A 23,711-nucleotide genomic window follows, 5' to 3' on the forward strand; every position below is an offset into this window, starting at 1 on the left:
GTCGTGATGCTCCGAGGGTCAGTCAACCGAAAACTCGAGGATGAGACAACACAGATCTTGTCGGATTGTTCAACAATACTCTAGTCTGAGGTGGTGGACGCTCAACCCGTCCTCGGCTTCCCCTGTCGAAAGGATCGCCCGGTGGCAACCGTCGCTCATCCCGCAGCCCTGAGCCCCGCCCAGGCCCGGGAGCTGTTCCGACACGGCACGAGTCGGCCCACCGCCGGGTGGTGCGGAGGCTTCACCCAGGTCAACCTGATCACGGTGCCCGCCGACTGGGCCTACGACGTGCTGCTGTTCTGTCAGCGCAACCCCCGGCCGTGCCCGGTGCTCGACGTCACGGACCCCGGCTCGTGGTCCACCACACTCGCCCCGGACGCGGACCTGCGGACCGACGTGCCGCGCTACCGCGTCTGGGAGCACGGCCGGCTGATCGACGAGCCGGACGATGTGGTCGGTCACTGGCGCGAGGACCTGGTCACCTTCCTGATCGGATGCAGCTTCACCTTCGAGACCGCGCTGCACGAGGCGGGCGTACCACTGCGCCACGTCGACCAGGGCCGTAACGTCGCGATGTACCGCAGCGGCCGCGAGTGCCGGCCGGCGGGGCGGCTGCACGGCCCCATGGTCGTATCGATGCGGCAGGTCCCGGCCGACCTGGTGGACACGGCGATCCGCGTCAGTGAGCGGATGCCCGCGGTCCACGGCGGGCCGGTCCACACCGGAGACCCCGCGGCCCTGGGCATCGACGACCTCGCCCGTCCCGACTTCGGCGACCCGGTGGAGGCCGAGCCCGGCGACGTCCCGGTCTTCTGGGCGTGCGGTGTCACCCCGCAGGCCGCCCTGATGGCGTCGCGGCCTCCCTTCGCCATCACCCACGCTCCCGGACACATGCTGATCACGGATGCGCGGGACATCGACTACCGCATCGGTTGAAGCGGACCCAGGTGGTGAGTACGGAACATGTGCGGTCTCGAGGAGAACAGGCACCAGGGATGACAGACATCGTGATCGATCTCAACGCGGATCTCGCGGAGGGCTACGGACGCTGGGTCCTCACCGACGACGAGGCCATGTTGGAGCTGGTGACCAGCGCGAATGTCGCCTGCGGCTTCCACGCGGGCGATCCCGGCATCATGCGCCGGGTCTGTGACACGGCCGCCGAGCGGGGTGTGCGGATCGGGGCCCAGGTCTCCTACCGGGATCTGGCCGGATTCGGGCGCCGGGCCATGGACGTTCCCGCCGAGGAACTGGCCGCCGAGGTCGCGTACCAGATCGGCGCCCTCCAGGTGTTCGCCCGCGCCGCCGGGGCGGACGTCACCTATGTGAAGCCGCACGGAGCGCTCTACAACCGGGTGGTCTCCGACCCCGAACAGGCCGCCGCCGTCGCGTCGGGCACCAGGCTCGCCGACTCCCGACTGGCCGTGCTGTGCCTGCCCGACTCGGCCATGCACCGAGCGGCCGCCGAAGAGGGGCTGGCCGTGGTCGCCGAAGCCTTCGTGGACCGCGCCTACACCGCGGCGGGCACCCTGGTCCCGCGCGGCACACCCGGCGCCGTGATCAGTGATCCCGCTCAGGTCGTCCGCCAGGCCCTCACGCTGGCCCGCGACGGCCATACCATCGCACTCACCGGTGAGCCGGCACGGATCCGGGCGAGGTCGCTGTGTCTGCACGGCGACACCCCCGGAGCGGTCGGCCTCGCGCTCCAGGTCCGCACGGCACTGCGGGACGCGGGAATCAGGCTGGAGGCGTTCGTATGAGACTGCTGCCGGTCGGACAGGACTCGCTGCTCGTCGATCTGGACGGCCCGGGCGAGGCACAGGCGTGGCATGCCGAACTGCTGCGCCGCATCGGCGCGGGCGCCCTGGCGCCGGTGCGGGAGATCGTGCCGGGAGAGAAGACCGTGCTGCTGTACGGCGTGCGCGATCTCCCCCGCTTCCAGGCGGAGTTGGGCCGCTGGTCCGCACCCCCGCCGGCGGCGGACAGCGGCGAGCTGGTGGAGATTCCCGTCCGGTACGACGGGGCCGACCTGGGCGTGGTGGCCGAGCTGTGGGGCATGAGTGAGGACGAGGTGGTACGGGTGCACAGCGGCGCCGAACACCGGGTGGCGTTCTCCGGTTTCGCCCCCGGATTCGCGTACATGACGGGACGGGGCGAGCCGTACGTCGTGCCGCGCCGGGCGGAGCCGCGCACCTCGGTGCCGGCCGGGTCGGTGGCCCTGGCCGGTCACTACACCGGCATCTACCCCCGCAGCTCGCCGGGCGGCTGGCAGTTGATCGGCAGGACTTCGGTGACGCTGTGGGACCTGGAACGGCAGCCTGCGGCCTTGCTCGTACCGGGCACCCGGGTGCGTTTCGTGCCTCTTTCCGAGGAGGTGGCCGCATGAGTGACGGCAAGGTGGAAGTGGTGCGGGCCGGTGCGCTGACCACCGTCCAGGACCAGGGACGGTTCGGCCACGCGGCGCTCGGCGTGCCCCGCTCCGGCGCCCTGGACCAGCCGGCCCACCGGCTGGCGAACCGGCTGGTGGGCAACCCCGCCGACGCCGCCACCCTGGAGACCACCCTGACCGGCGTGGCCGTACGCGCCACCCGGCCGGTGACCGTGGCCGTCACCGGGGCGCCCGCCCCGGTACGCGTCGACGGCCGGCCGGCGGCCTGGGGCAGCCCCGTCCACCTGCCGGCCGGTGCGGTGCTCGACGTGGGCACCGCCACCTTCGGGCTGCGCTGCTACCTCGCCCTGAGCGGAGGCATCGCCGTGTCTCCGGTCCTCGGCAGCCGCTCCACCGACCTGCTGTCCGGGCTGGGCCCCGCCCCCCTCAAGGACGGCGACGTCCTGCCCCTGGGCGAACCGGCGGGCGCCGGCCCACCCCCTCCCCACCTGGCCCTGTGGGACGGGCCCCCGCGTGAACTGGTGCTCCCGGTACTGCTCGGCCCGCGCGACGACTGGTTCACCGCCACCGCCGTGCGCACCCTCGCGGCGGGCCGCTTCTCGGTATCGCCCAACAGCAACCGCATCGCCCTGCGGATGAACGGACCCGCCCTGGAACGGGCGGTGGACGGCGAACTCCCCAGCGAGGGCATGGTGCTCGGCGCGGTCCAGGTGCCGCCCGACGGCAGGCCCGTGCTCTTCCTCGCCGACTCCCCCACCACCGGCGGATATCCCGTCATCGGCGTCGTCCCCGAGACCGGTCTGTCCGCCGCCGCCCAGGCCCCACCGGGCCTTCCCGTCCGCTTCGTACCGCTTCGTCACGCTGCGGACCGGCGCCCCGCGGTACAGGCACGGGCTGACGGGCTGACCAAGTTGAATCCTCCCCCAGCTGAAGCAGGGGGATTCCTGGCTCACGCAGCCTGCGGGTCAGCGACCCAACAGGTCTTCCACGATCAACACCAGCCGGGTTGAAACCAGCCCGGTTTGATACGGCAAAGCTTGGAGGTGCATGTGCTGTCTTGGCTCTCGACCAACACGGCGTACGCGCTTGGTTCTCACAACGCACGGCATGCAGTTTACCCGATCACGTGGACGGTATTTCGCCCTTGGGGCGAAATACCGCTTCCTGCCCTGCTCCGCAGGAGTCCGATCCCTCCCCGGCCTGAAGGCTCGGGCACCCTCGGAGGAACCCGGTGAACCCCGGCGACATGGAACGGCGAGGCTAGGCCCCCCGGAACCGTCGGACATAACGCGCCTGCCAGGGCGTCTCGACCGCGTGCCGGTCGTAGTGCTCGCGGACATAGGCGACGGCCTGCTCCGGCGGTACGCCGTCCAGGACCGCGAGACACGCCAGCGCCGTCCCCGTACGCCCACGGCCGCCGCCGCAGGCGAGTTCCACGCGCTCGTCGGCGGCCCGCTCCCACGCCTCGGTGAGCATCGCGCGGGCGGCCTCCCGGTCCTTCGGCAGCCGGAAGTCGGGCCAGCGGATCCAGCGCGACTCCCAGGCGACCTCGGGCGGCCGCCCGCCGAGGAGGTAGACGCCGTACGACGGTGCCGGCGCGTCCGCATCGAGCGGGCGCCGCAGGCCCCGGCCCCGCACCAGCCGCCCGGACGGCAACCGCAGTACCCCGGCGGCCCGTTCGCCCCACGGTGCCCGGTCCCCCCGGCTGTCCCCGCCCTCTTGTCTCGTCACGGGACCATTCGAACCCGGTGTCGGATCCCGGGCAACCGAATCGGCCGAGACGGTGGTCTGAAGGGCGAGGGAGGGTGCTTGATGCAGGCCGAACAAGAGGAACGGTTCCAGGAATTCGTCAGAGCGCGGTGGTCCCGTCTCGTACGGACCGCCTATCTGCTGACCGGCGACGCACACCACGCCGAGGACCTGACGCAGACCGCGCTCGCGAAGGTGTACCGCTCCTGGCGGCGCGTGTCACGCAGTGACAATCCAGAGGCTTATGTCCGACGGATTCTCGTCAACTGCAACAGTGACCGCTTCCGCAAGCGGCGGGTCACGGAGGCGCTGACGGCGGCGCCGCCTGAGATGGCGGCGCGCGACGCGATCTCGTGGGCCGACGAGCGCAGCGCACTGCTCGGCGCGCTCGCCGGGCTGCCGCCCCAGCAGCGGGCGGTGATCGTCCTGCGGTACTGGGAGGACATGTCGGGGGCGGAGGTCGCCGAGGTCCTCGGGTGTTCCCCCGGCACGGTGAAGAGCCAGGCGTCCAAGGGACTGGCGAAGTTGCGTGCGTATCCGGGGCTCGCGCAGGTCATGGACGGACCTGACCACGCCCGCACCGGCAAGGAAGAAACACCGTCCCGGCAGGGAGGTACCAGGTGAACGACGAACAGTGGCGGGGACAGGACGGCGAGGCGGACACCGACGCGGGCGTGAGCGGGGACTTCGAGGAGCACGTGCGTGAGCTGCTCGCCGAGGGCGCCTACACGATCCGGCCGTCGCCGGCCCCGTACCCCGAGATCCGCCGCCGGGGCGTGGTCGAGCGGCGGCGCCGGGTGGCGGTGGCCGGGGCGGTACTGGTGACGCTGGCCGCGGTGCCCGTGGGCGCGTACGCGCTGGGCGCGCCGGGCGGGGGTGCCCGGACGGCGGCTTCGAAGCCGTCGGCGAGTGCCACGCTCGCCACAACGCCGACGCCGACGTCCTCGCCGACCCCGACCGGGCCCGCCGGACCTGCCACACCGGGGCAGTTGCTCGACGGGATCACACCGGCGCAGGCTTCTGACGGGCTGGAGAAGTGCCTGGCCGACGACCGGAAGTACGCCTCCGGCCGCATGAACGACAGGGACCTGGGCACGGCCGACGGCTACCGGATCATCCTGGCGATGAACAGCACCGGCGACTCCAACGCGCCCGGCGACGGCATCTTCGTGGTCGCCGTGAAGGAGAAGCCGACGCAGACGCGGCTGATCTGCGACGTCAAGCCCGGTGACGATTCGGGGATCAACACCAGCCTCGGCGGGGACCGGCTGCCGGACTCCCCGCCCGTGCAGGCCGACATCAACGGCGGCAAGCTGTACCAGCAGTCGTTCCTCGACAAGGGCGCCTGGAAGCTGCCGTTCCGTTGGGGTGTGATCGGCACGGTCGAGCCGTCCGTGGCCAAGGTGACCGTCTCCTACGGCGGCGCCACCAGCGAGGCCGCCCTCGACCACGGCTGGTTCGTCGCCTCCGGCACCCTGAACCAGCAGGTCACCGTCGCACCCCGCATCAAGGGCTACGACGCCGGCGGCACGCTGCTCTACGACTCCGACAACGACGAGTCGTACGAGAAGACCCTCCCGTAACACCGGTACTCCGGGGGCGCCGTACAGGGGTCGGCGCCCCCGGGAGCCGGTCGGGCGGGACAGCCGTCGACCGTCGACCGTCAGCTGGTCCCCGGTGTCACCACCCCCGACTCGTATGCCACAACGACGAGTTGGGCCCGGTCCCGCACCCCGAGCTTTCCCATGATCCGGCTGACGTGGGTCTTCGCGGTCAGCGGACTGAGCCCCAACGTCCCGGCGATCTCCGTGTTGTTGAGCCCGCGCGCGACCAGCGCGAGGACCTCCCGCTCCCGCTGCGACAGACACTCGGGGCCGCCCCCGGTCACCGGCGCGGACGGGCTGCGCAGGAACCGTGCGATCAGCCGGGCGGTGGGCCCGGGCGACAGCAGGGCTTCCCCGGCGGCCACCGTGCGGATGGCGTCGAGGAGTTCAGCCGGACGGGTGTCCTTCACGAGGAACCCCGAAGCGCCGGCGCGCAGCGCCTCGACGATGTTCTCGTCGGTGTCGTAGGTGGTGAGGACCAGGACCCTCACCCCGGCCAGGTCCTCGTTCGCGGCGATCAGCCGGGTCGCCTCGATGCCGTCGAGGTCGGGCATCCGCAGGTCCATCACCACGAGGTCGGCCCGGGTGGCGGCGGCCAGCCGCGCGGCCTCCCGCCCGGTGGCCGCCTGCCCGACCACCTCCATGTCCGGCGCCGACTCGACGAGCATCGCGAACGCCTCCCGTACGAGGGTCTGGTCGTCGGCGAGCAGTACCCGGACGGTCATCCGGTCCCCCGTTCGAACATGGCCGAGGCGAGCGGCAGGACGGCGGTCACCTCGAAGCCGCCCCCGCCCCGTGGTCCGGCGTCGAGTGTGCCACCCACGCTGCGGGCCCGCTCGCGCATTCCGACCAGCCCGTAACCGGGGGCGGTGCCCGGCGTGGGTCCGGTCCCGTCGTCGGTGACCGCCAGACGCAGGGCGCCCTGAGCCTCGTACAGCTCGACGCGTACGGCGGGTTCGGGGCCCGCGTGCCGGACCGCGTTGGTCAGCGCCTCCTGCACGATCCGGTAGGCGGCGGCGCCCACGGCGGGCGGGGCCTGCCGGACCCGGACCTCGGGCTCGACCCGGGCGCCCGCGAGCCGCGCGGCCTCCACCAGGTAGGTCAGTCCGTCGAGGCCGGGCAACGGGCCGCGGGACTCTCCGTGTTCGGCCGCCCGCAGCACGTCCAGCGTCGTACGGAGTTCGCCGCGTGCGCTGCGGCAGGTCTCGGCGATGTCGTCGAGGGCCTTGGCGACGGTCTCCCGGTCGAGACGCTCGGGGTCGGCGGCCAGGACGTGCGCGGCGACGGAGGTCTGCACACCGATGACGGTGATGCTGTGCGCGAGCAGGTCGTGCAGGTCCCGGGCGATCCGCAGCCGCTCCTCCGCGACCCTGCGGCGGGCTTCCTCCTCGCGGGTGCGTTCGGCTTTCTCGGCGCGGTCGACGATGGAGGAGACGTACCGGCGGTAGTAGCGGACGTCGATGCCGCAGAAGATGACGGCGACGATCCATCCGGAGATGTGCAGGAGTTCGAGGGCCTGCTCGGTGTCGACGATGAGCATCACGCTCAGGGAGACGGCGAGGACGGTGGCGCCCGCCAGGACCGTGCGCAGGGGACGGCCGGTGACGGCGACCGTGTAGAGCGCGACGAAGGCCGCCGGTGTGGGTGCGTCGTGGTTGTTGTCGAGGGCGTAGTACGGCACGACCAGCGCCACCACCGCGGCGAGGACGAGCATCGGGCGGCGTCGCCGCCACGTGATCGGCACATTTGCGGCGAGCAGCAGCGTCCAGCCCAGCGCGTCCGGGCTGTTGCCCTCGTCGAGGGTGTCCGGTCGGCCGCCCCCGCGGGTGAGCAGCATTAGGCACACGGTCGTCACGGCGAGAGCCAGGGCGAGCAGTGCGTCGTTGCGGGCGCCGTGCGGTGCTGTCCGGGGGTCGCGGTTGATCGCCTCCATGATCCGCTCGCCGAGGCGGGGGCGGGTCGTCGCTCTCGTCGTCTGCTGCACCGGCTCATCCTGCGTCACACGGGCGCCCCTCCGGGAGGGGAGGGGCGCCCCGCGGGTGCGTGAGCTCACACCGGCTCCGGCTGCCGCTCCGGCCGCACCGGCGTCTTGGGTGCCCGCGACAGGCTTCCCGGCCACCACACCCGCCGCCGCAGCGCCACGCTCGCGCTGGTGACCAGGTAGGTGCGGACGAGGAAGGTGTCGAGGAGCACGCCCACCGCGATGACGAAGCCCAGCTCGACGAGTTGGACGAGCGGCATGCTGGTGAGCACCGCGAAGGTGGCGGCGAGGACGAGTCCGGCGGAGGCGATGACCCCGCCCGTCGTGCGCAGCGCGGTGAGCGCGGCGGCGACGGGTTCGGCGCCGTTCAGGGACTCCTCCCGCATCCGGTGCATCAGGAAGATGCCGTAGTCGACGCCGAGGGCCACCAGGAACACGAAGGACAGCAGCCCCAGCCCCGGGTCCGTGCCCTCGAAGCCGAACACCGGCCCGAACACGAGCCCGGCGATGCCGAGGGCCGCGCCCCACACCGCGACCACGGCGGCGACCAGCAGCAGCGGCGCGACGAGCGAGCGCAGCAGGGCGACGAGGATCAGCAGGACGGAGACGAGGACGAGCGGGACGACGATCATCCGGTCCCGGGCGTTGGTGTCCTTCAGGTCGAGCTGTTCGGCGCTGGGCCCGCCGACGTAGGAGCCGTCGAGTTGGTCGCGCAGGACCTCGATGGTGGCGGTCTCGCCCGCGGACTCGGGCGGGGAGCCGGCGGTGACGGCGATCTCGGTCCAGCCTCCCCCGCCGCGGCCGCGCTCGGCGCTGTCGACGCCCCGTGTGCCGCGGATCTCGGCGAGGGTGGCGTCGGCCCGGTCGGTGGGTGTGATGACGGTGAGGGGCCGGGTGCCGTGCCCGGGGTAGGCGGCGGCCAGGGTCTGCATGGCGGCGACCGCGTCGGGCTTGCTGGTGAAGGAGTCCTCCTGCTTGAGAGCGCCGGGCAGGTTCAGCGCGCCCAGGGCGAGCGCGCCGAGCAGCACGGCCCCGCTCGCGAGGACGGTCAGCGGCCGGCGTCCGGCGGAGCTGCCCATCGCGGCGAACAGCGACCGGCGGGCCTTGGGCGTACTGCCGTAGCGCGGCACGAGCGGCCAGAACACCCGCCGTCCGAGCAGCACCAGGAGCGCGGGCAGCAGGGTCAGCATGGCGGCGAGGGCGCACAGCACACCCACCGTGCCCAGCGGCCCCATGCCCCGGCTGCTGTTGAGGTCGGCGGCGAGCAGGCACAGCAGCCCGGCTGCGACGGTCCCGGAGGAGGCGAGCACGGCCGGCCCGCAGCCGCGCAGGGCGGCGGCCATGGCGTCGTAGGGCCGCTCGACGCGCCGTAGTTCCTCGCGGTAGCGGGAGACGAGCAGCAGCGCGTAGTCGGTGCCGGCGCCGAACACGAGGATCGTCATGATGCCGGAGCTCTGGCCGGACACCGACGTGCCGAAGCCCTGGTTGAGTCCGTAGGCGACGCCCATCGACAGGTAGTCGGCGACGCCCGCGACGGCGAGCGGCACGAGCCACAGGAAGGGGCTGCGGTAGATCAGGACCAGCAGCAGCGCGACGACCGCGGCGGTGGTGTAGAGCAGCGGCCCGTCGAGCGAGTCGTAGACCTCGTTCGCGTCGGTCGCCAGCGCCCCCTCCCCGCCGACGTCGACGCTCAGTCCGTCCGAGCCCCTGGCGATGTCCCGCACGTCGTTGACGAGCGCGTCACGGGCGTCCTCGTCGGTCCCCGGCTCGGTGCTGGCGACCGGGTACATCAGCGTGGTCCCGTCCTCGGACGGAACGCCCCGCGGCTCACCGGTGAGCCGGTGCGCCCCCGCGATCCGCTCCAGCTGCTCGGCGGCGGTCGCCCTGTCCCGCGCCGTCAGCCCGCCGTCCCGGTGGTACACGACCACCATCTCGGTGGCCTCCCCACCGGGCAGCCGCTCCTGGATCTTCGCCACCTGTGTGGAGTCGGCACTGGCCGGCAGATAGTCCACCGCCCGGTCCCGCTGCACGTCCGCCAGCTTCGCCGCGAACGGCGACGCGAGCGCCAGCACGACGACCCACAGTCCGAGCACGAGCCATGGCACGCTCCGTCGGCGTCTCGATGTCCAAGCCCTCGCGGCCCTCATACGACGGCCCTCCCCTCGGTCGGTGTCCGGTTGGGTTCCAGACTTCCGGCGGGGCGGGGGCAAGTCGTCGGGCGGGAGGGCGAGTTGGGGCGTACTGCCCGGGGTGACGGTGGCCCGGGACTACTCCCTGGGGAGTAACGGCGGGCGTGCCGCGACGGATGACGACGGGCCGTGTCGGACCGCGACCCGCTACGACGGCGTTCGGGCCGCCGCCAGCAGTCGGGTCACGTCGTCCGTGCAGATGGTCAGCGCGGCGCCCACGGTGGTGAGGGCGTCGCGTTCGGCGGGGGTGTACGGACCGTCGGCGAGGGCGATGCGCGCGCCCTGGACGAGGATCGACTCGCGGCCGGCCGGGGCGAGGTGGGCGGCCAGCGGGTCGAGGGCCTCGTGGAGCTCTATGGCGAGGCCCGTTCCGCAGGGGCGGTCGTAGAACCGGCCGGTGTCGGCGGCGAGGGCCTCGACCAGGGCCTCCAGCTGCTCCTCGGTGCAGTCGTCGAAGCCGGCGGCGCGGACCGTGGCGGCGGCGGTCTCCAGGGACGTACGGGAGCAGGTGCCGCCCGCCGCGAGGACCGCGAGGGCGACGGTGTGGACGGCGTCGCGGAGCATCGCGGAGAAGCGGGTGGTGGTCGGGTGGTCGAGGACGTCGGTGCCGAAGTGGCTGCGGCAGGCGGCGCACTCGACGACCGGGCCGGTCTCGCCGCGCGGGACGACGGGCATACCGAGGAGGGTGAAACGGCGGCGCCCGGTGAGCCGCTGGTAGTTGCGGTCGCCGCCGCAGCCGGGGCAGAAGAACTCGCCGTCGCCGACGGTCGTCCACGCGGTACGGGTGCCCAGGAGGCGCGCAGGCCTGGCGGCAGAGCCGGTTCGTCCCCGTCCTGGCAGCACGTCGCACCTCCGTAACCCCGCGGCAACATCGCCGCGCTTGCGTGATGTTAGCCACATCCGCCAGGTGGAGTCATTACCCTGGAGGAGACCTTTCCGTGACCTCCACAGGGATTGGCCGGTATACGACGGGGCCCCGCCCGCCGTACGAACGGCGAACGGGGCCCTAAACCGCTGGTGAGGCTGATCAGCGTGCCGCGCGGTTGACGGCGGAGACAACCGCCTTCAGTGACGCACGTGTCGTGTTCGCATCGATGCCGATTCCCCAGATGACCTTGCCGTCGATCGCGCATTCGATGTAGGAGGCGGCCTGTGCGGAGGCACCCTCGCTCATCGTGTGCTCCTGGTAGTCCAGCAGGCGGGCGTCGATCCCGATGCCCTGCAGCGCGTGGAAGAACGCGGAGATCGGACCGTTGCCGGTGCCGACCAGCGTGGTCTCGACGCCATCCACCTCGGCCTCGACCGTGAGCGTGTCCACGCCGTCCTTGTCCGTCGTCGACTGCCCGTTCCTGACCTGGATACGGCCCCACGGGTTCTCGGGGTTGGGCAGGTACTCGTCCTGGAAAGTGGCCCAGATGGCGCCGCCGGTGACCTCGCCGCCCTCGGCGTCCGTCTTGGCCTGGATGAGCTTGGAGAACTCGATCTGCATCCGTCGCGGCAGGTCCAGCTTGTGGTCGTTCTTCAGGACGTACGCGATACCGCCCTTGCCGGACTGCGAGTTGACCCGGATGACGGCCTCGTAGGAACGGCCGACGTCCTTCGGGTCGATCGGCAGGTACGGCACGGCCCACTCGATGTCGTCGACGGTGACGCCCTTGGCGGCCGCGTCGGCCTCCATGGCGTCGAAGCCCTTCTTGATGGCGTCCTGGTGGGAGCCGGAGAAGGACGTGTAGACCAGGTCGCCCACGTACGGGTGGCGCGGGTGGACCTCCATCTGGTTGCAGTACTCCCACGTACGACGGATCTCGTCGATGTCGGAGAAGTCGATCTGCGGGTCGACGCCCTGCGAGAACAGGTTCATGCCCAGGGTGACCAGGTCGACGTTGCCGGTGCGCTCGCCCTGGCCGAACAGGCAGCCCTCGACGCGGTCGGCGCCGGCCATCAGCGCCAGCTCGGCGGCGGCGACGGCGGTTCCGCGGTCGTTGTGGGGGTGGACGGAGATGACGACGTGCTCGCGGCGGGAGACGTTGCGGCTCATCCACTCGAAGCGGTCCGCGTGCGTCGACGGCGTCGAACGCTCCACGGTGGCGGGCAGGTTGAGGATGATCTCGCGGCCCGGGCCGGGCTGGTAGACGTCCATGACCGCCTCGCAGACCTCCAGCGCGAAGTCCAGCTCGGTGTCGGTGAAGATCTCCGGCGAGTACTGGTATCCGAACTCGGTCTCGGGGCCCAGGTGCTTCTCGGCGTACTCCATGACCAGCCGGGTGCCGTCGACCGCGATCTGCTTGATGTCGTCCTTGGAGCCGCGGAAGACGACCCGGCGGAAGACGGGAGCCGTGGCGTTGTACAGGTGGACCGTGGCGCGCTTGGCGCCCTTCAGGGACTCCACGGTCCGCTCGATCAGGTCCTCGCGGGCCTGGGTCAGTACGGAGATGGTGACGTCGTCGGGGATCGCGCCGGGCTCCTCGACGATGGAGCGCACGAAGTCGAAGTCGGTCTGGCCGGAGGCGGGGAAGCCGACCTCGATCTCCTTGTAGCCCATCTTGACCAGCTGGTCGAACATCCGACGCTTGCGCTCGGGCGACATCGGGTCGATCAGGGCCTGGTTGCCGTCACGCAGGTCGGTGGAGAGCCAGCGGGGAGCGACGGTGATCCGGTTGTTCGGCCACGTGCGGTCCGGGATGTCGACCTGGTCGTACTGGCCGTACTTGTGGATCGGCATGGAGGTGGGCTGCTGGCGGTTCGCCATGATGCGGGGGCTCCTCGAAGGCGGGTCCTGAAGGACGGCCGACGGCGGAAACGCCAAAACTCCGCGGGGAGGGGGTCGGCCTCGATTACAGGCCCTCGCCGCGGCAGCTAAGGAGAAGCAGCCCGAAACGCATGATGCCGCAGCCTAGCCGAGCCGCACCCGACGCGCGGGCCCGTATCAGTATGCGGGACCGCCCGCACAAGAAGGGGCCTATGGGGCAAAAAGTGCGCTATACCACTTCGCCGCCCATCGCGATGCCCGTTGGCGCCCCATTTCACCAATCATGGTTGCGGGTAGTGACAGCGCCATAACTCAGTGCAATGGTGCCCGGCATGACCACCAACGGGGGCTTCGAGCCCGTCTTCTGCACCATCGTGCCACCCCACCTCCTCGACAGGCTCGCCCGCAGCGAGGACCCGGCCCTGTCCGGCCCCGCCCGCCGGACCCTGCTCCGCGACGCCCACGAACGCGGCCGCCGCCGGGTGAGCGCCGAGTTCGGCCTGTCCGCCGCCCCGACCACGAAGGCACCGGCGGACCAGCCGCTGCGCACCCTCTACGACGCCGGGCACAAGACCGACCTGCCGGGCACCGAAGTACGCGCGGAGGGCTCGGAGCCCGGCCAGGACGCCACGGTCAACCGCGCCTACTCCGGCCTCGGCGCCACCTTCGACCTCTACCTCAAGGCCTACGGCCGCCACTCGATCGACGGCGACGGCCTGCCCCTGGACGCGACCGTCCACTACGACGAGAACTACGGCAACGCCTTCTGGAACGGCGAGCAGATGGTGTTCGGCGACGGTGACGGCGAGATCTTCCTCGACTTCACCATCCCGATCGACGTCATCGGCCACGAACTGACCCACGGCGTCACCCAGTACACGGCCAACCTCACGTACTTCGGGCAGCCGGGCGCCCTCAACGAGTCGATGTCCGACGTCTTCGGCTCGCTCATCAAGCAGTACACACTCGGCCAGACCGCCACCGAGGCCGACTGGCTGATCGGCGCGGGCCTGCTCGCCCCGCGCGTCACCGGCAAGGCCCTGCGTTCCATGAAGGAGCCGGGCAGCGCGTACGACGACGACGTCCTCGGCAAGGACCCGCAGCCCGCGACCATGGACGACTACGTCCGCACCGGCCGCGACAACGGCGGCGTCCACATCAACTCCGGCATCCCCAACCACGCGTTCTACCTGGCCGCCACCGCGCTCGGCGGCTACGCCTGGGAGAAGGCGGGACAGGTCTGGTACGACGCCCTGACCGGCGGCGAGCTCACGGAGCGGGCGTTCTTCGGCGACTTCGCCAAGCTGACCGTCAAGGCCGCGCGCGAGCGCTTCGGCGACGGCGGCGAGGAACTCCAGGCGGTGGAGAAGGCGTGGGAGCAGGTCGGGGTGCGCATTCTCTGACTCCGTACTAGACAGGAACCATGCGTATTCAGGTACGGCGCACGGGCGGGTTCGCGGGCATCGAGCGGCATGCCGAGGTGGACACCTCGCGGCTGCCCGATGCCCACGAATGGCACGCCCTCGCCGAGAAGGCATTCGCCGCGGGGCGGGGCACGCCGCCGATCGGGGTGCCGGACGGCTTCGGCTACCAGATCACGGTGGACGGGAAGACGGTGTACGCGGCCGATCCCCGGCTCACGGACGAGCAGCGCAAGCTGATCTCCCGGGTGCTCAAGGAAGGCGCGTAACTCGTTCTTCGCGCCTGCCCGTTGACTTCCCTACCCGCCAGTACCGATGATCCGGCGCATGGCGACGAACCCGATACCCCAGTTCCCGGACGGCTTCCTGTGGGGCGTCTCGACCTCGGCCCACCAGATCGAGGGAGCGGCGGGCCGGCGTGAGCCGTCCGTCTGGGACGCCTTCTCGGCCGAGCCCGGGCGGGTGAAGGACGGCTCCACCGCGGCGGTGGCCTGCGACCACTACCACCGCTACGGCGAGGACGTGGCCCTGCTGGCCGGCCTCGGTGTGGACGCGTACCGCTTCTCCATCTCCTGGCCGCGGGTGCGCGCCGAGGGCGGCCTGGACTTCTACGACCGCCTGGTCGACGAGCTGTGCGCGGCGGGCGTCCGCCCGGTCCCGACCCTCTTCCACTGGGACCTGCCGCTGGCCCTCGAGGAGGCGGGCGGCTGGCTGGAACGGGACACGGCGTCGCGCTTCGCGGAGTACGTGTCCGTCGTCGCCGACCGGCTCGGTGACCGCGTGAAGAAGTGGATCACGATCAACGAGCCCGCCGAGCACACCCTGTTCGGGCACGCGCTGGGCGCGCACGCGCCGGGCAAGCGGCTGATGTTCGACGCGCTCCCGGCCGCCCACCACCAGTTGCTGGCCCACGGTCTGGCCGTGCGGGCGCTGCGCGCGGGCGGCGCCACGGACATCGGGATCGCCAACTCGCACGGGCCGACGTGGCCGGCGTCGCGGGAGCAGGCCGACCTGGAGGCGGCGGGCTTCTACGACCTCCTCCTCAACCACCTGTTCTCGGACCCGGTCCTGCTCGGCGAATACCCGGAGGGCATCGGCGAGTTGATGCCGGGCGACGTGACCGACGACCTCAAGATCATCGGGGAGCCTCTCGACTGGTACGGCGTCAACTACTACGCGCCGACCCGGGTGGGCGCCCCGCAGGGCGCGGACATCGAGTTCGGCGGACTGACGATCCCCGCCGAACTCCCCTTCTCGGTACGGGAGATCGAGGGCGTCCCGGTGACGGACTTCGGCTGGCCGGTGGTCCCGGCGGGCCTGACCGAACTGCTCACCGGTCTCCACGAGCGGTACGGCGACCGGCTCCCCCCGATCGTCATCACCGAGAACGGCTGCTCCTACGAGGGCGTCGACGACCAGTCCCGGATCAGCTACCTCGACGGCCACATCCGCGCCCTGCACGAGGCGTCGGAGGCGGGCGTGGACGTCCGCGGCTACTTCGTGTGGTCGCTGCTGGACAACTTCGAGTGGGCGGAGGGGTACGCGCGACGGTTCGGGTTGGTCCACGTGGACTTCGAGACCCTCGCCAGGACCCCCAAGTCGTCGTACGGGTGGTACCAGGAGCTGCTGCGCGCGCAGCGCTCCGACTGAAACCCGGGCCACCGGCCCGTCCCGACCGTCCGGATTCCTTCTCCCCCCTGCGGGGGACGCGTCCCCCGCCCGCGGGGGATCTCCCCCCGCCGTCCGACAGCTGTACTGAAGCAGTCGGAGACAGACGGTGGATAGGGGTTGCGATGCGAACGGGCAACAGACGTCGGCGGACGGCAGCGGTGGCGGTGGTGGCCGGGATTCTCGCCCTGACGGGAACCGCGCCCGCGGCGCCGACGACGGCGATGGCGGCGGTGACAACAGACGGGGCGGGGCCTCGCCAGGGCGACATACTCGACGCCCTCCACTCGTTGCCCGGCCTGCGCGTGATCGAGGAGCGGCCGGCCGCGGACCCGGAGTACCGCTTCTTCGTCCTGGGCCTGCGCCAGCCCGTCGATCACGCCCGGCCGTCGGCGGGCACCTTCGAGCAGCGCCTGACGCTGCTCCACAGATCGGCGGACCGTCCCACGGTGCTGTTCACGACGGGTTACGACCTGCCGCTGTCACCGCGTCGGACCGAGCCGACCGTGCTGCTCGACGGCAACCAGATCGGCGTCGAGCACCGCTTCTTCGGCACCTCCCGGCCGACGACGGAGGACTGGTCGCGGCTGACCGTCCGGCAGGCCGCCGACGACCACCACCGTGTCGTGCGGCTGTTCAAACAGCTGTATCGCGGGACGTGGATCTCGACGGGCGGCAGCAAGGGCGGGATGACCTCCGTCTACCACCGCCGGTTCCACCCGGACGACGTGGACGGCACGGTGGCGTACTCGGCCCCGAACAACGTCGACGACCGCGACGACTCCGCCTATCTCCGGTTTCTGGAGACCGTGGGCACGGCCTCCTGCCGCGAGGCCATAGCGACGGCGCAGCGGCAGGCGCTCCTGCGCCGGGACGAGATGGTCGCCCGTTACGAAGCCTGGGCGGCGTCCACGGGTGACACGTTCCGGATCGTGGGCAGCGCCGACAAGGCCTTCGAGACGGCGGTGCGACGCGCTCCGCTGATGTTCTGGCAGAACCGCGGGGCGTCGGCCTGCGCCACCGTGCCGGCCCCGGACGCGTCGACCGACGAGCTCTACGCCTGGCTGGAAACCACCTCGGTGCTCCCGGTCTACGCCGACCAGGTCGCACAGGACTACATCCCGTACTTCTACCAACTGGGCACTCAGCTGGGGTACTTGACTGTCCCCACCGCCCATCTGAAGGGCCTGTTGCGCTACCCGGACGCCACCGAGCCGCGCAACTTCGTGCCCCGTGACATCCCGCTGCGCTTCGACCACCGCGCGATGCCCGACATCGACCGCTGGGTCCGCCAGAAGGGCAGCCGGCTCCTCTTCGTCGACGGCGCCCAGGACCCCGCGGTGGCCGAGCCCTTCCGTCTGGGGCGCGGCACCGTCGACTCCCGCCGCTACCTGGCTCCCGGCGCCGATCACCACACCACCATCGCGGCCCTCGCCCCCGGGGACCGAGCGGAAGCCACGGCCATGCTCCTGCGCTGGGCGGGCGAACGCCGTGGCCTGTCCTAGAAGCCCAGCTTGCGCAGCTGCCGAGGGTCGCGCTGCCAGTCCTTCGCGACCTTCACGTGCAGGTCGAGGAAGACCGGCGTCCCCAGCAGCGCCTCGATCTGCTTGCGGGACTTGATGCCGACGTCCTTCAGCCGCTTGCCCTTGGGGCCGATGATGATGCCCTTCTGGCTGGGCCGCTCGATGTAGACGAAGGCGTGGATGTCGAGGAGTGGCCTGTCGGCGGGCCGGTCCTCGCGGGGGATCATCTCCTCCACGACGACGGCGATGGAGTGGGGCAGCTCGTCGCGCACGCCCTCCAGCGCGGCCTCACGGATCAGCTCCGCGATCATGACCTGCTCGGGCTCGTCGGTGAGGTCACCCTCGGGGTAGAGGGCCGGGCCCTCGGGAAGCATCGGGATCAGCAGGTCCGCCAACAGGTCGACCTGCTGGTTCGCGGTCGCCGACACCGGGACGATCTCCGCCCACTCGATGCCGAGCTCCTTGCCGAGCTGGTCGACGGCGATCAGCTGCTCGGCCAGCGTCTTGGAGTCGACGAGGTCCGTCTTCGTGATGATCGCGACCTTCGGGGACTTCTTGATCCCCGCGAGTTCCTTCACGATGAAGCGGTCACCGGGGCCGAGCTTCTCGTTCGCCGGCAGACAGAAGCCGATCACGTCGACCTCGGCCCAGGTGGTCCGTACGACGTCGTTCAGCCGCTCGCCGAGCAGCGTGCGCGGCTTGTGCAGCCCCGGGGTGTCCACCAGGATCAGCTGGGCCTCGGGCCGGTGCACGATCCCCCGTACCGTGTGCCGCGTCGTCTGCGGCTGGTTCGCGGTGATCGCCACCTTCTGCCCGACCAGAGCGTTCGTGAGGGTGGACTTGCCCGCGTTGGGGCGGCCCACGAAGCAGGCGAAGCCGGCGCGGTGGGGGACCGACGACGACGCCGACGGCTCGGATGACTGACTGCGAACGCTCATGGCGCCCATTCTCCCTGATCCAAAGAGCCCCGCCGCACAAGCGTCCGCCCCCAGTCCTCCCCGTGAGCTTTCCGAAACCCCCACGCAACGAAACGTGGCGGAAACACCCCCGTGCACAACTCGAAACTCACGCCGGTGACCCTCTGACGAGCCCCCACACCGTTGGAGACGACCGTGACCCTCGCCGCGCCCCTGGCCGTAGAGCGCATAGACACCGGCGACACCGCCTGGCTGCTCGCCGCCACCGCCCTCGTCCTGCTGATGACTCCCGGCCTGGCCCTGTTCTACGGCGGCATGGTCCGCACGAAGAGCGTCCTCAACATGCTGATGATGAGCTTCGTGTCGATCGCCCTGGTCACGGTGGTGTGGCTGGCAGCCGGATACTCCCTCGCGTTCGGGGACGACATCGGCGGCGGGATCATCGGCGGGCTGGAGCACGCCGGAATGTCGGGCCTCGGCCCCGACAGCGTCCACGGCACCGTCCCCACCCTCCTGTTCGCGACCTTCCAGCTCACCTTCGCGATCATCACGGCCGCCCTGGTCAGCGGCGCGATCGCGGACCGCGCGAAGTTCGGCGCGTGGCTGCTGTTCGTGCCCGTCTGGGCGTTGCTCGTATACGTTCCCGTCGCGCACTGGGTCTGGGGCCCGGGCGGCTGGATCCTCGAGCGTCTCGGTGCCCTGGACTTCGCCGGCGGACTGCCCGTCGAGATCGTCTCCGGCGCCTCCGGCCTGGCGTTGTGCCTGGTCCTCGGCCCGCGGCTGGGCTTCAAGAAGGACGCGATGCGCCCGCACAACCTCCCCATGGTGATGCTGGGCGCGGGTCTGCTCTGGTTCGGCTGGTTCGGCTTCAACGCCGGTTCGGCCCTCGGCGCCAACGGCCTGGCCGCCGCCGCGTTCCTCAACACCCTCGCGGCCGGCTGCACCGGTCTGCTCGGCTGGCTGTTCGTGGAGCAGAAGCGCGACGGCCACCCGACCACGCTGGGCTCCGCCTCCGGCGCGGTCGCGGGCCTGGTCGCGATCACCCCGTCCTGCGGTTCCATCTCCCTGCTCGGCGCCCTGGTCGTCGGTCTCGCCGCCGGCACGGTCTGCTCGTACGCCGTGGGCTGGAAGTTCCGGCTGAACTACGACGACTCCCTGGACGTCGTCGGCGTCCACCTGGTCGGCGGAGTCATCGGCACGCTCCTCATCGGGGTCTTCGCGGTCGAGTCGATGACCGACGGGCCCGAGGGGCTCCTCTACGGCGGGGGCCTGGCCCAGCTCGGCAAGCAGCTGGTGGCCGTGCTCGCCGTGGGGACCTACGCCTTCCTCGTGACGTACGGCATCGGCAAGCTGATCGACAAGACCGTGGGCCTGCGTGCGAGCGAGGACCAGGAGTACACCGGCCTGGACCTTACGGTGCACGCCGAGACCGCATACGATCACGGCGTCCTGGGCCACGGCGCCCCGGTCACCGCGTCCGTCCTTCCCTCCGCGCAGAAGGTCAAGCCCCAGGCATGAAGCTCATCACCGCGATCGTCAAGCCGTACCGCCTCGACGAGGTCAAGACCGCTCTCCAGGAGCTCGGTGTGCACGGTCTGACCGTGACCGAGGCCAGCGGCTACGGCCGCCAGCGCGGCCACACCGAGGTCTACCGGGGCGCCGAGTACCAGATCGACCTGGTCCCCAAGGTCCGGATCGAGGTCGTCGTCGGGGACGCCGACTCGGACGCCGTCATCGACGCGATCGTCAAGGCCGCGCAGACGGGGAAGATCGGGGACGGGAAGGTGTGGGCGCTGCCGGTGGAGACGGTGGTGCGGGTACGGACGGGAGAGCGCGGGCCCGACGCGCTCTGATCAGCAGGACCGCTCCCACCGGCAGGACCACGGCCAGGAGCGCCGCCACCAGCCACGGCAGGGCGAAGAAGGACGCGCTCGCCGACTCGCGGGTGTCCTGCGCGCTCGCCGTGAGCGTCACGTCGCCCCAGTCGAGCTGGGGCGCGCCGCGCCAGGGTTCGCTGAGCCGGACGCGCTGACCGGGCAGCAGCTCGGCGGGGATCCTGGCCAGGTCGCGGGCCAGCAGCGTCCGGCCGAACAGGCCCCGCGCCCGTAGCTCCACCTTCGGGTCGAGGGTGACGTTGCCGGTGTTGTGGAGGGTGTAGGAGATCGTCGCGGTGCTGTCGCCGAGTCCGGGGACGAGCGGTTGGTCGTGGGTGACGCGGACGTTCTCGACGGCGATCGCGGGGAGTACGGGGCCACCGACGCGGAGGTAGACGCGGGCTCCGACGGCCCGTTGCACGCCGAGCGCGACGGAACCGTCGCCCTGGTCGACGCGTTCGTCGAGTGCCACCACAGCGCCCGGATGGTCTCCGGGTTCGGCGTCCGCGGGCACGCGGAGCGTGAACGGCACGGTGACCTTGCCGTGCGCGGGGACGGTGACCCGGGTGCGGGCGGGCTTGGCCCACGCGCCCACCCCCCGCTGCTTCTCCTTCTGCGTCCGTACGGCGAATCCACCGTCGCGGGCGGTGTTGTAGGCATCGGCCGCGTAGAGGCGGAAGGTCAGCGGGCGGGCGGTCTTGTTGGCGACGACGACCTTGTCCCTCAGGCGCGTACCGGGGTCGGCGGAGAGGTAGAAGTACGGGCGCTCGGCGATCTGCGAGGAGGCCGGGAAGACGGACCAGCTGCCGTTGTCGGCGGCCCGGGCGGGACCCGCGGTCATGGCCAGGAGCAGCAGGCCCAGGAGGAGGACGGAGAACTTGCGCATGGGTGCGGCCCCCCACTGACGTGGTTGTAGGCACGGGCGGGTGCGGGCGCCCGTGCCGTCGGAATCAGGTGAGCGTGAGGGTGAGGACGCCGGAGTACGAGCCCGGAGGCGTGAACGCCGGTACGTCCAGGGAGAGTCCGGCATCCACGGTGAACTCACCGCCGGTGCTCGTGCCGTCCGGGGCCGACGCGAGGGTCGCCCCCGAGGTGCCCACCGTGCCCGCTGAACCCGCCTTGCAGGTGCTGGGGCTGCCGGCCTTGGTCGCGCAGGACGGGGTCCAGCTCAGCTTCCCGGCGTCGATCTTGGCGCCGGGATCGGTGAGGTTGGCGCCGGTACCGGTGAAGTCGGTGACCTTGCCGGTCAGGGACCAGCCCGCGGGTCCGCCCCGGAAGTCCTTGACGGTCACCGTGTTGAGGTCACCGGTCGATGCCCCGCCCTTGCCGAAGTCGACCGCCGACAGCGAGACGGCGTCCCCGGCCTGGGACATGGACAACGTCCCCGCCTTCACGGTCGTCGTCAGCTTCTGGCTGCCGGCGGGCACGGGCGGTGTGGTGCCGTTGACGACGTAGGCCGCGGGCCCGGCGCCCTTGTCCGCGTTCCAGGAGGCGCCCTCGTACGCGACGATCCCGGTCGTCGTCTTGTCGTTGACCACCAGCGAGCCGCTGAAGGCGCCCTGGGCGCCCGCGGTCACGGTCGCGGTGTCCTGGGTCTGCTTGCCCCCGGAGCGTCCGGCCAGTGTGACGGTCGCGCCCGCCGTGAAGCCGGTGCCGTTGACGGTGACACCGTCACCCGCGTTCCCGGAGGCCGAACCCAGCGTGATGGCACGCTGGTTGACCGGGGTCGAGTCCGTCGCGGTGACGGTCTCGGAGACCGGCGCGGGCGGAGTGATCACCGTGCACGGGGTGTCCAGCTCCAGGATGTAGCTGGTGTGGATGTTGTAGTCGCCCGGCGAGAGCGTGATCGCGCCGGCCTTGGTGACCTTGAAGGTGCCGGTCATGGAGAACGACGGGAAGGGGGCCTTGCCGGGCACCGGGTCGTTCTTCTTCGGCCCCGCGACCGTCACGTCCCCGGTCTGCGCGCCACCGAGGGTGACCTTGCCGGTCGGGGTCATGATGTCGGCCGGCAGGTCGAGCTCGGTGGGGTTGCCGGCTGCCGCGGTGACCACCTTGTACGTCACGGTGACCGTGTCGCCGACCTTGGGGCTGGTGTTGTCCACCGAGACGCTCGCGGTGGTGGTGCCGTCGATCGGCGGAATGCCCGCGATCGCGGGCGGGATGCAGTGCGTGGCGAAGTCCACGTTCGTGCCCGCCGCACCGGCCGGGCAGGCCAGCGCCCCGCTCGCCGTGACCGCGACCGCGGTCACCGCGAGCAGCGACGCCAAGCGGCGCCGGCGCGGTCTTCGGAGTGTCGGACCCATGCTTGCCCCCTCCTGAGGGATGCGGGCGCAGCGGCTCGTCTGCGCCGACAGGAGGCCATTGATGTGGAGGCCGCGTGAGAAGTCAATGCAGATGCCGCAGAAACCTGACGGGCTATCAGTTTCTGCGGCATCCGGAACAGATCACTCAGTCGATCACTCGGCCGGACACGCGGCGGACATGCGGCCGGCCGCCCTTCCGGACACTCAGTCGAACACGAACGGGCCCGGTGACTGCTTGGCGCTGGCCGTACAGGTGACGGAGATCCCGAAGATGGTCATCTGCAGCGAGCCGCCGTAGAACTCCAGACTGTCGCCGGAGGCCACGGTGCCGCTGAGCGGACCGACGGTGACCGGGCTCTGGGCGGCCATGGCCGGGTTCTTCTTCCCGCTGAAGACGGTGGTGCCGCCGCTCGCCTTCACCATGGTGAGCTTGGACGTGATGGAGTCCGCCGCCAGTGCGAGCGGTGTCTTGATGGCGGTGGACGAGAGGGTGATGGTGGCCGAGGTGCCGTTCTGCGTCGCGGTCAGCGTGGCCGCCCCGCCGCCGAACAGTCCGCAACTGGCGTTGATGGTCGCCGTCGTCGGGGTGACGGCGGCCGCGGTGGGCGCGAACGTGAGACCGGTGACCGCGAGGGCCCCGATCATGACTGCCGCACCCGTGGTCGTGCGCTTGCCTCTCATGGGGATGAGCTCCCTTCCTGTCGTCTGGGAGTGCGCGTTGACGGCCGTCGGCCTGGCAGTGGGTGCGGTCAGCTGCGCGGCTTGAATCTGATGGACCGTCAGGGGATACCTTCATTGATGCGCGGGGGGCAAGCGCTTGCAAGGCTGATTTCCGGCCTACTCGCTCAGCCCGTCCGGTGTTCGGGGCGGGGCAGTTCAGGCCCGAAGGGGGGCCAGGGGCACGCGGCCCCTGGCGGGGGTGAAGGGGCGGGTAGGGCGGTAGGGGCGGGGCCTCCAGGACCTCAGCCCGCCGGGACCGTCAGCCGCACGGCGCCGTCGGGCCCCGCCACCAGGACCGGCGTCTGGGCGCCACCGAGGTCCCGCACCGCCGCGAGGTCCTCCGCGGAGGCCCGCTCCGCCTCCGTCACCACCGCCGCCGCCTCCAGCGACGTCGCCCCGGACGCCACCGCCATCGCCACGGCCGTCCGCAGCGCACTCAGCTTCAGCGAGTCCAGGGCCACGGTCCCGGCCACATACGTACGGCCCGTCTCGTCCCGCACGGCCGCCCCCTCGGGGACACCGTTGCGGACCCGCGCCGAACGGGCCAGGGTGACGATCTTGCGGTCCTCGGGGTCAAGCGCGCTGTCAGTCATGAGGTGAGCATACGAAGAACGCCGAGGCCGT

22 protein-coding genes and 1 pseudogene are annotated in these 23,711 nt (G+C 71.3%); 12 read left to right on the plus strand and 11 right to left on the minus strand.

The features are described from left to right. Nucleotides 1-141 precede the first annotated feature (141 nt). The 4 genes and pseudogenes from OHA64_RS16350 to OHA64_RS16365 all read left to right on the plus strand — a co-directional run. Nucleotides 142-936 carry a putative hydro-lyase gene (locus OHA64_RS16350; protein WP_405613598.1) on the plus strand — a complete coding sequence of 265 codons (795 nt, stop codon included), beginning with the start codon at nucleotides 142-144 and terminating at the stop codon, nucleotides 934-936. A 59-nt stretch (nucleotides 937-995) separates the two neighbouring features. Next, complete coding sequence (locus OHA64_RS16355) at nucleotides 996-1,760, plus strand: LamB/YcsF family protein (RefSeq protein ID WP_405613600.1); 765 nt, start codon at nucleotides 996-998, stop codon at nucleotides 1,758-1,760. Next, nucleotides 1,757-2,386: an allophanate hydrolase subunit 1 gene (locus tag OHA64_RS16360; RefSeq protein WP_405613602.1), complete on the plus strand. Its 630-nt coding sequence runs from the start codon at nucleotides 1,757-1,759 to the stop codon at nucleotides 2,384-2,386. The genes OHA64_RS16355 and OHA64_RS16360 overlap by 4 nt, the downstream gene beginning before the upstream one ends. After that, nucleotides 2,383-3,249: pseudogene (locus OHA64_RS16365) on the plus strand (biotin-dependent carboxyltransferase family protein); the annotation flags it as partial. The gene OHA64_RS16360 and the pseudogene OHA64_RS16365, both read left to right, overlap by 4 nt. A gap of 400 nt (nucleotides 3,250-3,649) precedes the next feature. Here the strand turns inward: OHA64_RS16365 and OHA64_RS16370 are convergent. Further along, on the minus strand, nucleotides 3,650-4,120 hold the full coding sequence (locus tag OHA64_RS16370; protein WP_405613604.1) for a protein phosphatase: 471 nt from the start codon (nucleotides 4,118-4,120) through the stop codon (nucleotides 3,650-3,652). A gap of 81 nt (nucleotides 4,121-4,201) precedes the next feature. On the opposite strand from OHA64_RS16370, the gene OHA64_RS16375 reads away from it, so the two are divergent. Then, entirely contained in the window at nucleotides 4,202-4,762 is a 561-nt protein-coding gene (locus OHA64_RS16375; protein ID WP_405613606.1) for a SigE family RNA polymerase sigma factor, read from the plus strand. Further along, nucleotides 4,759-5,721 (plus strand): hypothetical protein, encoded by a 963-nt coding sequence (locus OHA64_RS16380; protein ID WP_405613608.1) that lies wholly within the window; start codon nucleotides 4,759-4,761, stop codon nucleotides 5,719-5,721. Before OHA64_RS16375 ends, OHA64_RS16380 begins: the two co-directional genes overlap by 4 nt. Before the next feature lie 80 nt (nucleotides 5,722-5,801). Here OHA64_RS16380 and OHA64_RS16385 read toward each other — a convergent pair whose 3' ends face one another. The 5 genes from OHA64_RS16385 to leuA form a co-directional block, all read right to left on the minus strand. Next, the gene (locus OHA64_RS16385; protein WP_405613610.1) at nucleotides 5,802-6,467 is read right to left on the minus strand and encodes a response regulator; all 666 of its coding nucleotides are present in this window, start codon (nucleotides 6,465-6,467) and stop codon (nucleotides 5,802-5,804) included. Then, nucleotides 6,464-7,675, minus strand: a complete 1,212-nt coding sequence (locus OHA64_RS16390; RefSeq protein ID WP_405623996.1) for a sensor histidine kinase — start codon at nucleotides 7,673-7,675, stop codon at nucleotides 6,464-6,466. Before OHA64_RS16390 ends, OHA64_RS16385 begins: the two co-directional genes overlap by 4 nt. Before the next feature lie 116 nt (nucleotides 7,676-7,791). Next, nucleotides 7,792-9,870, minus strand: a complete 2,079-nt coding sequence (locus OHA64_RS16395) for an MMPL family transporter (RefSeq protein WP_405613612.1) — start codon at nucleotides 9,868-9,870, stop codon at nucleotides 7,792-7,794. Between the two features lie 189 nt (nucleotides 9,871-10,059). After that, nucleotides 10,060-10,755: a TerB family tellurite resistance protein gene (locus tag OHA64_RS16400; protein ID WP_405613614.1), complete on the minus strand. Its 696-nt coding sequence runs from the start codon at nucleotides 10,753-10,755 to the stop codon at nucleotides 10,060-10,062. A gap of 184 nt (nucleotides 10,756-10,939) precedes the next feature. After that, nucleotides 10,940-12,661 (minus strand): 2-isopropylmalate synthase, encoded by a 1,722-nt coding sequence (gene leuA / locus OHA64_RS16405; protein WP_405613616.1) that lies wholly within the window; start codon nucleotides 12,659-12,661, stop codon nucleotides 10,940-10,942. 332 nt (nucleotides 12,662-12,993) lie between these two features. On the opposite strand from leuA, the gene OHA64_RS16410 reads away from it, so the two are divergent. The 4 genes from OHA64_RS16410 to OHA64_RS16425 all read left to right on the plus strand — a co-directional run bounded on the left by OHA64_RS16410 (nucleotide 12,994) and on the right by OHA64_RS16425 (nucleotide 17,255). Continuing rightward, nucleotides 12,994-14,064 (plus strand): M4 family metallopeptidase, encoded by a 1,071-nt coding sequence (locus OHA64_RS16410; RefSeq protein ID WP_405613618.1) that lies wholly within the window; start codon nucleotides 12,994-12,996, stop codon nucleotides 14,062-14,064. 20 nt (nucleotides 14,065-14,084) lie between these two features. Then, a complete protein-coding gene (locus OHA64_RS16415; protein ID WP_405613620.1) occupies nucleotides 14,085-14,351 on the plus strand; it encodes a protealysin inhibitor emfourin in 267 nt (88 codons plus the stop codon). Nucleotides 14,352-14,397: 46 nt separating this feature from the next. Beyond that, entirely contained in the window at nucleotides 14,398-15,732 is a 1,335-nt protein-coding gene (locus OHA64_RS16420; protein WP_405613622.1) for a GH1 family beta-glucosidase, read from the plus strand. 143 nt (nucleotides 15,733-15,875) lie between these two features. Further along, nucleotides 15,876-17,255, plus strand: coding sequence for a S28 family serine protease (locus tag OHA64_RS16425; protein WP_405613624.1), 1,380 nt, complete (start codon nucleotides 15,876-15,878; stop codon nucleotides 17,253-17,255). On the opposite strand, the gene era is transcribed toward OHA64_RS16425, so the two are convergent. After that, complete coding sequence (era, locus tag OHA64_RS16430; RefSeq protein ID WP_405613626.1) at nucleotides 17,252-18,220, minus strand: GTPase Era; 969 nt, start codon at nucleotides 18,218-18,220, stop codon at nucleotides 17,252-17,254. The two genes, OHA64_RS16425 and era, sit on opposite strands and share 4 nt — an antisense overlap. Before the next feature lie 165 nt (nucleotides 18,221-18,385). On the opposite strand from era, the gene OHA64_RS16435 reads away from it, so the two are divergent. Continuing rightward, a complete protein-coding gene (locus tag OHA64_RS16435; protein WP_405613628.1) occupies nucleotides 18,386-19,708 on the plus strand; it encodes an ammonium transporter in 1,323 nt (440 codons plus the stop codon). Further along, complete coding sequence (locus tag OHA64_RS16440; protein WP_405613630.1) at nucleotides 19,705-20,043, plus strand: P-II family nitrogen regulator; 339 nt, start codon at nucleotides 19,705-19,707, stop codon at nucleotides 20,041-20,043. The genes OHA64_RS16435 and OHA64_RS16440 overlap by 4 nt, the downstream gene beginning before the upstream one ends. Here the strand turns inward: OHA64_RS16440 and OHA64_RS16445 are convergent. From OHA64_RS16445 to OHA64_RS16460, 4 genes are all read right to left on the minus strand, one after another. Next, nucleotides 19,937-20,950: a WxL protein peptidoglycan domain-containing protein gene (locus OHA64_RS16445; RefSeq protein ID WP_405613632.1), complete on the minus strand. Its 1,014-nt coding sequence runs from the start codon at nucleotides 20,948-20,950 to the stop codon at nucleotides 19,937-19,939. The genes OHA64_RS16440 and OHA64_RS16445 overlap by 107 nt on opposite strands. Before the next feature lie 64 nt (nucleotides 20,951-21,014). After that, nucleotides 21,015-22,367 carry a beta-xylosidase gene (locus tag OHA64_RS16450; protein WP_405613634.1) on the minus strand — a complete coding sequence of 451 codons (1,353 nt, stop codon included), beginning with the start codon at nucleotides 22,365-22,367 and terminating at the stop codon, nucleotides 21,015-21,017. Between the two features lie 204 nt (nucleotides 22,368-22,571). Next, complete coding sequence (locus OHA64_RS16455; RefSeq protein ID WP_405613636.1) at nucleotides 22,572-23,048, minus strand: hypothetical protein; 477 nt, start codon at nucleotides 23,046-23,048, stop codon at nucleotides 22,572-22,574. Nucleotides 23,049-23,329: 281 nt separating this feature from the next. Continuing rightward, nucleotides 23,330-23,680 carry a cytidine deaminase gene (locus OHA64_RS16460; RefSeq protein WP_405613638.1) on the minus strand — a complete coding sequence of 117 codons (351 nt, stop codon included), beginning with the start codon at nucleotides 23,678-23,680 and terminating at the stop codon, nucleotides 23,330-23,332. Nucleotides 23,681-23,711: the final 31 nt, after the last annotated feature.

It is taken from the genome of Streptomyces sp. NBC_00076 (assembly GCF_045041235.1).
Lineage (GTDB): Bacteria > Actinomycetota > Actinomycetes > Streptomycetales > Streptomycetaceae > Streptomyces.

Bases quoted from the DNA above. Each gene is read 5' to 3' on its own strand.
- OHA64_RS16355 (WP_405613600.1), top strand. From the start codon at position 996: ATGACAGACATCGTGATCGATCTCAACGCGGATCTCGCGGAGGGCTAC.
- OHA64_RS16360 (WP_405613602.1), top strand. From the start codon at position 1,757: ATGAGACTGCTGCCGGTCGGACAGGACTCGCTGCTCGTCGATCTGGAC.
- OHA64_RS16375 (WP_405613606.1), top strand. From the start codon at position 4,202: ATGCAGGCCGAACAAGAGGAACGGTTCCAGGAATTCGTCAGAGCGCGG.
- OHA64_RS16385 (WP_405613610.1), bottom strand. From the start codon at position 6,467: ATGACCGTCCGGGTACTGCTCGCCGACGACCAGACCCTCGTACGGGAG.
- OHA64_RS16390 (WP_405623996.1), bottom strand. From the start codon at position 7,675: ATGGAGGCGATCAACCGCGACCCCCGGACAGCACCGCACGGCGCCCGC.
- OHA64_RS16395 (WP_405613612.1), bottom strand. From the start codon at position 9,870: ATGAGGGCCGCGAGGGCTTGGACATCGAGACGCCGACGGAGCGTGCCA.
- leuA (WP_405613616.1), bottom strand. From the start codon at position 12,661: ATGGCGAACCGCCAGCAGCCCACCTCCATGCCGATCCACAAGTACGGC.
- OHA64_RS16410 (WP_405613618.1), top strand. From the start codon at position 12,994: ATGACCACCAACGGGGGCTTCGAGCCCGTCTTCTGCACCATCGTGCCA.
- OHA64_RS16415 (WP_405613620.1), top strand. From the start codon at position 14,085: ATGCGTATTCAGGTACGGCGCACGGGCGGGTTCGCGGGCATCGAGCGG.
- OHA64_RS16420 (WP_405613622.1), top strand. From the start codon at position 14,398: ATGATCCGGCGCATGGCGACGAACCCGATACCCCAGTTCCCGGACGGC.
- OHA64_RS16425 (WP_405613624.1), top strand. From the start codon at position 15,876: ATGCGAACGGGCAACAGACGTCGGCGGACGGCAGCGGTGGCGGTGGTG.
- era (WP_405613626.1), bottom strand. From the start codon at position 18,220: ATGGGCGCCATGAGCGTTCGCAGTCAGTCATCCGAGCCGTCGGCGTCG.
- OHA64_RS16440 (WP_405613630.1), top strand. From the start codon at position 19,705: ATGAAGCTCATCACCGCGATCGTCAAGCCGTACCGCCTCGACGAGGTC.
- OHA64_RS16445 (WP_405613632.1), bottom strand. From the start codon at position 20,950: ATGCGCAAGTTCTCCGTCCTCCTCCTGGGCCTGCTGCTCCTGGCCATG.
- OHA64_RS16450 (WP_405613634.1), bottom strand. From the start codon at position 22,367: ATGGGTCCGACACTCCGAAGACCGCGCCGGCGCCGCTTGGCGTCGCTG.
- OHA64_RS16455 (WP_405613636.1), bottom strand. From the start codon at position 23,048: ATGAGAGGCAAGCGCACGACCACGGGTGCGGCAGTCATGATCGGGGCC.
- OHA64_RS16460 (WP_405613638.1), bottom strand. From the start codon at position 23,680: ATGACTGACAGCGCGCTTGACCCCGAGGACCGCAAGATCGTCACCCTG.